The 8,059-nt window shown below is 65.4% G+C and carries 5 protein-coding genes, 1 other RNA gene and 1 pseudogene; 5 read left to right on the top strand and 2 right to left on the bottom strand.

Annotated features, from left to right (window positions below; all coding sequences use genetic code 11):
- Positions 1 to 66: 66 nt before the first annotated feature.
- Both ALII_RS0118555 and ALII_RS21405 read right to left on the bottom strand, forming a co-directional pair.
- Complete coding sequence (locus ALII_RS0118555; RefSeq protein ID WP_024588715.1) at positions 67 to 900, bottom strand: GH25 family lysozyme; 834 nt, start codon at positions 898 to 900, stop codon at positions 67 to 69.
- Positions 901 to 1,065: 165 nt separating this feature from the next.
- A pseudogene (locus ALII_RS21405) lies at positions 1,066 to 4,744 on the bottom strand (hydantoinase B/oxoprolinase family protein).
- Positions 4,745 to 4,932: 188 nt separating this feature from the next.
- Here ALII_RS21405 and ALII_RS0118545 point away from each other — a divergent pair.
- From ALII_RS0118545 to rnpB, 5 genes are all read left to right on the top strand, one after another.
- Positions 4,933 to 5,121 (top strand): hypothetical protein, encoded by a 189-nt coding sequence (locus tag ALII_RS0118545; RefSeq protein ID WP_024588714.1) that lies wholly within the window; start codon positions 4,933 to 4,935, stop codon positions 5,119 to 5,121.
- Between the two features lie 208 nt (positions 5,122 to 5,329).
- Positions 5,330 to 6,040: a DnaJ family molecular chaperone gene (locus ALII_RS0118540; RefSeq protein WP_024588713.1), complete on the top strand. Its 711-nt coding sequence runs from the start codon at positions 5,330 to 5,332 to the stop codon at positions 6,038 to 6,040.
- A complete protein-coding gene (locus ALII_RS0118535) occupies positions 6,037 to 6,807 on the top strand; it encodes an N-acetylmuramoyl-L-alanine amidase (RefSeq protein WP_024588712.1) in 771 nt (256 codons plus the stop codon). Before ALII_RS0118540 ends, ALII_RS0118535 begins: the two co-directional genes overlap by 4 nt.
- A 162-nt stretch (positions 6,808 to 6,969) precedes the next feature.
- On the top strand, positions 6,970 to 7,572 hold the full coding sequence (locus ALII_RS0118530; protein WP_029660705.1) for a lytic transglycosylase domain-containing protein: 603 nt from the start codon (positions 6,970 to 6,972) through the stop codon (positions 7,570 to 7,572).
- A gap of 63 nt (positions 7,573 to 7,635) precedes the next feature.
- Positions 7,636 to 8,032, top strand: an RNA gene (gene rnpB / locus ALII_RS21730) — RNase P RNA component class A.
- Positions 8,033 to 8,059: the final 27 nt, after the last annotated feature.

Below are 8,059 nucleotides of genomic sequence, written 5' to 3'. Positions count from 1 at the left end.
TGCGGGGGAGATGTCCGGCAGGACAGAGGGGGCAACGTCGAGCGCTGAGCCCGCCGACCGACCTTCTCAACTCGTCGACGTGTTCCTCGCCACCCAGTCGCGCCACTGGCGCACGGAGCCGTTAAACACGTTGATGTCGGCGTCGCCCTTCTTGCCGGGCACGATGCCGGTGCCCGTATACTGCCAGAACAGGAAGTTCTCGCCCTCGTAGCGGTCGTGCGGATGCGCGGCGACCGAGCGCAGCCACCAATGGTAGCCCTTGAAGCTCGCCAGCCGGTTGTCCTCGTAGAAATCTACCGAGGTATAGATGATCGGCCGCTGGCCGTAATGCCGCTCGATCGCGTCGAGGAAAACCTTCATCTCGCGATGGACGACCTGCCAGTTCGGCCGCAGCTTGCACGATGGCGAGAGGTGGTTCCACTCCATGTCGAGGACGTGGGGCAGGGTGCCTGCCTCCTTCGGCACGTTGCGGATGAACCATTGCGCCTGCTCGATCGCCGGGCGGCAGAAATAGTAGAAATGGTAGGCCGAGCGCGGAACGCCGTGCGCACGCGTCGCGGCCCAGTTCTGCGCGAACATCGGATCGACCCGGTCGCCGCCCTCGGTCGCCTTGATGAAGGCGAACGAAATGCCTGCCGCCTTGGCGGTCGGCCAGTCGATGTCGCTCTGGTAACGCGAAACGTCGGTGCCGTGGACCGCATAGGACCACGGCGTCTTGCCCTTCCAGTCCGTCGGCTTGCGGTCGCCGAAGCGCGGATGGGTGACCATCACCGGCGCATCCACCGCCATCGCCGCCGGCGAGGCATTTGCGGCCGTCGGCGCGATTGCGGCGAGGTCGAGCCCGGTCGAGGAGCAGCCGGCTAGCGTTGCGGCGAGGAGGGCTGCGATGAGTGCGCGCATGAAAAATCCGAGGCTGGCCGGACGGCGCCGGCGATTCGTATCCGCGAAAGATCGGGCTCACATGGTTGAGGGCACGTTAACGGCGCACCTGCCGCCGCGCGATGACCTTGCGGCAACACTTGCTTTCCATTCGCCGACGCGGCTGTTCCGACCTGGGAACAGGGACTACCGCCCGAACCCGCCCGCCGTCGGCGTCGTCACGATCACGGCTTCGCCGGCTTCGAGCACGGTCTGGTCGCAGGCCTTCAGCGTCTCGACCTCGCCCGACAGGCGGCGGACTTCGGTCTTGCCGACCTTCCCGTCGCCTCCGCCCGCGACGCCGCGGGGCGGGTGGGAGCGGTGGGAGGAGAGGATGGCGCATTCCATCTGTTCCAGGAAACGGATGGTGCGGCGCGTGCCGTTGCCGGCGTTCCACTTGCCGGTGCCGCCGGACCCGTCGCGAATGTGGAAATCCTCGAGCAGGACGGGGAAGCGCAGTTCCAGGACTTCGGGATCGGTGAGGCGCGAGTTGGTCATGTGGGTGTGGACGCCCGACGTGCCGCCAAAGCCCCGTCCGTCATTCATGCGACCGGCCGGCGAGCCGGAGCAGATCGTCTCGTAATATTGATACTGCGCGTTGCCGAAGGTGAGATTGTTCATCGTGCCCTGCGCGTTGGCGAGCGCACCCATCGCGCCGAACATGGCGTTCGTCACATGCTGCGAAGTCTCGACATTGCCGGCGACGACGGCTGCCGGGTAGCTCGGCCGCAGCATGCAGCCATCGGGGATGATGATGTTGATCGGGCGCAGGCAGCCCGCATTCATCGGAATGTTGTTCTCGACCATGACGCGGAACGCATAGAGCACCGCCGCGCGCGCGACCGGCTCCGGCGCGTTGAAGTTGTTCTTCATCACCGGGGACGTGCCGGTGAAGTCGACCGTCGCCTCGCGTTTGTCGCGGTCGACGGTGATCTTCACCTTGATCGCCTGGCCGGTGTCGGTCGGGTATTCGTACTCCGACACGTCGGGCAGCCGCTCCAGCACGCGCGCGACGCTTTCGGCCGCATTGTCCTGCACGTGGCCCATATAGGCCTCCACGACGTCGAGCCCGAAATGGGTCACCATCTTGCGCAGTTCGGCGACCCCCTTCTCGTTGGCGGCGATCTGCGCCTTGAGGTCGGCGATGTTCTGGTGCGGGTTGCGGGCCGGGTAGGGGTGGTCGGTCAGAAGGTCGTGCAGTTCCGTTTCGCGGAACCGGCCACGCTCGACGATGCGGAAATTGTCGAACAGCACGCCTTCTTCGTCGACCGTGGTCGCCAGTGGCGTCATGGAACCGGGCGCGGTTCCGCCGACATCGGCGTGGTGGCCGCGCGAGGCGGAATAGAAGAGGATCTCCTTGCCTGCATCTTCGAACACCGGCGTGACCACCGTGATGTCCGGCAGGTGCGTGCCGCCATTATAGGGAGCGTTCAGCGCGAACACGTCGCCGGGATGGATGTCGCCCTCGTTGAGGCGGATGATCGTTTCCACTGAACGGTCCATCGAGCCCAGATGCACCGGCATGTGCGGCGCATTGGCGACGAGGGCGCCTGTGCGGTCGAAGACGGCGCAGGAGAAGTCGAGCCGTTCCTTGATGTTGACCGAATAGGCGGTGTTCTGCAGCGTCACGCCCATCTGCTCGGCGATCGACATAAAGAGGTTGTTGAAGACCTCCAGCATCACCGGGTCGGCCTCGGTGCCGAGCGCGGCCTGCCGCCGCTTCTTCTCCACCCGCCGCATCAGCACGTGGTCCTTGGCGGTGATCTGGGCCTCCCAGCCCGGCTCGACGACGATGGTCTGGTGGCTTTCGATGATCAGCGCCGGCCCGGCGACACGGTTGCCGGGAGCCAGCCCTTCGCGGCGATAAACGCCGGCCTCGTGCCAGGCGCCTTCGCAAAACATGCGCCGGCGCTCGTCGGTCGAGGCGTTGGCGTCCTCAATTCCGACGTCGGCCTCGTCGCGGCCGGCCGGGCGGGCGTCCTGCCCCTCGACGCTGATCGCCTCCACGACCATCGGCTTGTTGTCGTAGACGAAGCCGAACTGCGCCTTGTGCGCGGCCTCGAAATCCTTGCGCGCCGTATCGAGCGAGCCGTCGAAGGGAACGGGAAGGGCGGTGTCGGTGCCGTCATAGCGGATCTGAAGGATCGGCCGCCAGGACAGGTCCGCCTCGCTTATCCCCTGTTCGGAAAGTTCGGCGAACACGGCCTTGCGCAGATCGTCGATCGTCGCGTCGATCTCGCCCCGCGAGGCGTCGCTCAGCGGCTTGACCAGCGCCTGCTGCCGTGAGGCGAAGACGGAGGAGAGGCCGATCCCGTAGGCCGAGAGCAGGCCGGAGAAGGGGTGGACGAGCACCGCCTCCATTCCGAGCGCGTCGGCGACGAGGCAGGCGTGCTGTCCGCCGGCGCCACCGAAGCAGTTGAGCAGATATTCGGTGACGTCGTAGCCGCGCTGGACCGAGATCTTCTTGATGGCGTTCGCCATGTTCTCGACCGCGATGGTGACGAACCCCTCGGCCACCGCCTCGGGCGTGCGGCTATCGCCGGCTTTGCTCGCGAGGTCCGCGAACTGGCCGGCCACGACATCCGTGTCGAGCCGTTCGTTCTGGTTCGGGCCGAAGATCGCCGGGAAATAGTCTGGCACGAGCTTGCCGAGCATGACGTTCGCGTCGGTGACGGCAAGCGGGCCGCCGCGCCGATAGCAGGCCGGACCGGGATTGGCGCCGGCCGAATCCGGTCCAACCTGGAAGCGTCCCGCCTCGAAATGCAGGATCGACCCGCCGCCGGCAGCGACCGTGTGGATGCGCATCATCGGCGCGCGCACGCGCACGCCCGCGACTTCCGTGTCGAAGGCGCGCTCATATTCGCCGTCATAATGGGCGACGTCGGTCGACGTGCCGCCCATGTCGAAGCCGATGACCTTATCGAAACCGGCGAGCTTCGCTGTCTCGACCATGCCCACGACGCCGCCGGCCGGGCCGGATAGAAGCGCATCCTTGCCCTGGAACTTGTCGGCGGCGGTGAGGCCGCCGGAGGACATCATGAACATGAGGCGGGGCGGTTGGTGCGAGGCACCCCCCTCGGGAGATCATGCTCTCGGGCGTCGCACCCAATTCCTCAGCGACCTGCGCCACGTACCGCGCCAGGATCGGCGAGAGATACGCATCGACCACCGTCGTGTCGCCACGTCCGACGAGCTTCATCAGCGGCGAGACGCGGTTCGACACCGAAATCTGCCCGAAGCCGGCCTTTTCGCACAATTCCGCCACGGCTTCCTCGTGCGCCGGGAACTTCCACGAATGCATGAAGACGACCGCAACGGCGTCGAACCCATCGGCGCGGGCCTTGTCCAGCTCACCCTGAACGGCGGCGAGATCGGGTTCCGCTTCCACGGTTCCATCCGCGCGCACGCGTTCCTCGACTTCCACCACGCGCTCGTAGAGCTGTTCAGGAAGGATGATCTCCTTGGCGAAGATGTCGGGCCGTGCCTGATAAGCGATGCGTAGGGCATCACGGAAACCCTTGGTGATGAGAAGCAGCACCCGGTCGCCCTTGCGCTCGAGCAGCGCATTGGTCGCGACGGTGGTTCCCATCTTGATGTCGCCGATGCGTCCGGCCGGGATCGGCGCGCCCTTCTCGACGCCGATCAGGTCGCGGATGCCCTGGATGGCGGCGTCGCGATAGGCTTCCGGGTTTTCGGAGAGGAGCTTGCGCGGGTGCAGGTTGCCGTCGGGGTCGCGGCCGATGACGTCGGTGAACGTGCCGCCACGATCGATCCAGAAATCCCAGCGTCCCGACTTCGCACCCTGCCCCGACTTCGCACCCTGCATGACCGTCTCCCTCTTGGTTCCGGTTTTGGTGGTAGTCGGCTTTCGTGCGGCGGGCAACGTCATGGCGCGTGCATTAACAGGCGCTGTAACACCGAGTCATTCAACGTTATGAAACGATCGCTCCTCCCAGGCATTTTTATCCCGAACGCCTGCTACGGCGGGCGCCAATGAGAGAAGGAGAAATCCAAATGAAGAAGATCATTCTTGCTTCCGTTTCCGGTCTGGCCCTGATGGGTCTTGCTGCCTGCACCGACGCCGAAGATCCGGCAGCCGTCGACACGGGCGCCCCGGTTACGACCACGGACCCGGCAGCGGCTCCGGCCGACACGACCACGCCGCCCGCTACGGATGGCATGGCTCCGGCCCCGGCTGAATAAGCAGCCTCATCGGACTATCCCAAGGGGGTCGGCTTCGCCGGCCCCCTTTCTTTATGCAGAACCCGACGGGTCGGTTTCGCCGGCCCCTTTTGCTCTATCTAGAATTCGCGGTCGGCTTTTGCCGGCCCTTTTTGTGCCGTTTGGCCGCGGGGCGCTCTCTGCAATCTGGGGTCGCCAAGGCGCTCCATACTTCGTAAAACCGGAATCGATGTCGATCTGGTTCCGCCTCGGAGATTTTGTGTCGCGCGTTTCGTCGAACGCGCTCACCTCGCTTGCCGACACCATCCGCTCGATTTTCGCAACCGATCCCGAACTTCGCCGCCGCGTCGCGTTTTCCATCGCGATGATCGCGCTTTCGGCCAAGATGGCCAAGGCCGACGGCATCGTCAGTGCGCGCGAAGTCAACGCGTTCCAGGAAATCTTCGAGATTCCGGATGAGGAGGCGCGCAATGTCGCGCGGCTTTACGATCTCGCCAAGCAGGACGTCGCCGGCTTCGACGCCTATGCGCGGCAGATGGCTGCGTTGTGCGGTTCCGGGCATCCCAATTGCGCCATGCTGGAAGACATCCTCGATGGGCTGTTCCACATCGCCAAGGCGGACGGCTACATCCACGAGCGGGAACTTTCGTTCCTCGGCGACGTGGCGGATATCTTCGAAATCGACAGCGCGCATTTCGAGCGCATCCTGGCGCGGCATACGTTCGGCGCCGACAGCGACCCCTACCTCGTCCTGGGACTGCCCGCGGATCTGCCCTTCGACGAGGTTCGCCGCGCCTATCGCAAGCTCGTCGCGGAAAACCATCCCGATCGCCTGATCGGCCGCGGCGTGCCGGAAGAGTTCGTGGCGATCGCCACCACGCGGCTGGCCGCCATCAATGCCGCTTTCGAAATGATCGAGCGCCAGCGGATGCACGCATGACGGGCTTCGTCGTCGACTACGCCCTGGCCGAGCCCCGCGTGTCGCCCAATTTCGGGCCGCGCCGCGACGGCGTTCCGGTCGACAGCCTGATCCTGCACTATACGGGAATGCCGAGCGGCGAGGGGGCGGAAGCGTGGTTGTGCGATACGGCGAGTTCCGTTTCATCGCATTACATCGTGCATGAGGACGGGCGCGTCGTGCAGATGGTGCGCGAGACCGATCGCGCCTGGCACGCCGGTCAGTCCTTCTGGCGCGGCTGCCGCGACATGAATTCCTGCTCGATCGGGATCGAGATCGTCAATCCGGGCCATGATGGCGGACTGCCGGCTTTTCCCGACGTGCAGATCGAAGCCGTCATCGCGCTCTGTCGTGACGTCGTCGACCGGCACGCGATCACGGCGGAACGGGTGCTCGCACATTCCGACGTCGCGCCCGGCCGCAAGGTCGATCCGGGCGAACGTTTTCCGTGGGAAGAACTGGCCGCCGAAGGGGTCGGTCATTACGTTGCTCCATCGAGCGTTCAGGGCGGCAGGTTCCTTGCCGCCGGCGACAGGGGCGAGCCGGTCGAGGCGCTGCAATCCATGCTGGCGCTCTACGGCTACGACGCCGAGATCAACGCAGTCTTCGACGACCAGACCAAGCGCGTCGTCGAGGCTTTCCAGCGCCATTTCCGGCAGGTCCGCGTCGACGGCGTCGCCGACCGCTCGACGATCGAAACGCTGCATCGCCTTCTCTCCGCGCTGCCGGCGGGTCTCGCGTCGCGCTGACTTCTTCATGACGTCCTGAAACGGTTTGTGATTCGCCGGGTCATCTTTGCGGCGGGTTCGGCCCGCAATTGCGCATCCATGCAGACGCCGGGGCGGCATTCGCCGGCCCCACCCGACCACCAGTCGTGCACGCGGCACGGCGCTGACATCACACAGGAACTCATGACGAAGCTGACCCTTGCGGCGGTGGCTCTTGCCGCCGGAATGACCTCCTTTGCCAATTATTCGGTTGCCGAAACCGACCTGCACGCCATGAAGGCCCATGCGGGCCTTGCCCAGACCGGCCAGACGCCTGAAAACGGCCTGCCGGGCGTCGATCCCCAGACCACGGGTTCCATTGCCGCCACCGAGGCGACCGAAGGCGGAAAAGCCAAGGCCGCCGCGATCACCGACGCCAAGTTCGCCAGCATCGTCGCAAAATACGCATCCGAGAACGGCGTTCCGCCGGCGCTTGCCCATGCTGTGATCCGCGTCGAGAGCAACTACCGGCCGAATGTAACCGGCCGTGCGGGCGAGGTCGGGCTGATGCAGATCAAACCGGCGACGGCGCGGATGATGGGCTATTCGGGCAGCGCCAAGGGGCTCTACGATCCCGAGACGAACATCCGCTTCGGCATGAAATATCTCGCCAAGGCGCAGTCGGTCGGCGACGGCACGACCTGCGGGACGATCCTCAAATACAATGCCGGCCACGGCGCCAAGCGCATGAACCCAATCTCGGCGAATTACTGCGCCAAGGTCCAGCGGATCATGGCGGGCGCCTGATCACCTAGGGACAGGCGCCGAATTCGGTTGAATTTTCAGCGCCGCCATCCTTTATACGCCCGGTCAGTCGGCCGGGCGGCCGCTTTGCGAGGCTTGCCTTGCGGGGAGGAAAGTCCGGGCTCCACGGAAGAACGGTGCCGGCTAACAGCCGGCGGGGGCGACCCCAGGGAAAGTGCAACAGAGAGCAGACCGCCGCGCCCTTCGGGGTTCGGCAAGGGTGAAAGGGTGGGGTAAGAGCCCACCGCGCTGCCGGCAACGGGAGCGGCATGGCAAACCCCACCGGGAGCAAAACCGAATAGGGACGGCGCGAGGGGCAACCCTCAGGGCATTTCCGGCCCGGCCGTCCGGGTTGGTTGCTTGAGGCGCGTCGCAAGACGCGTCCCAGAAGAATGGCCGCCACGTTTCGGCGCCCTCGGGTGTCGAGGCCATACAGAACCCGGCTTACAGGCCGACTGACACTTTTTCCATCAATGGCTTGCGGGCATTG

It is taken from the genome of Aliihoeflea sp. 2WW (genome assembly GCF_000497755.1).
GTDB lineage: Bacteria > Pseudomonadota > Alphaproteobacteria > Rhizobiales > Rhizobiaceae > Aliihoeflea.
The sequence above is the reverse complement of the archived record's forward strand: the minus strand, read 5'-3'. Positions and strand labels throughout refer to the sequence as shown.

Excerpts from the sequence above, each read along its gene's own strand:
- ALII_RS0118540 (WP_024588713.1), top strand. The coding sequence starts at position 5,330 with ATGTCGATCTGGTTCCGCCTCGGAGATTTTGTGTCGCGCGTTTCGTCG.
- ALII_RS0118555 (WP_024588715.1), bottom strand. The coding sequence starts at position 900 with ATGCGCGCACTCATCGCAGCCCTCCTCGCCGCAACGCTAGCCGGCTGC.
- ALII_RS0118545 (WP_024588714.1), top strand. The coding sequence starts at position 4,933 with ATGAAGAAGATCATTCTTGCTTCCGTTTCCGGTCTGGCCCTGATGGGT.
- ALII_RS0118530 (WP_029660705.1), top strand. The coding sequence starts at position 6,970 with ATGACGAAGCTGACCCTTGCGGCGGTGGCTCTTGCCGCCGGAATGACC.
- ALII_RS0118535 (WP_024588712.1), top strand. The coding sequence starts at position 6,037 with ATGACGGGCTTCGTCGTCGACTACGCCCTGGCCGAGCCCCGCGTGTCG.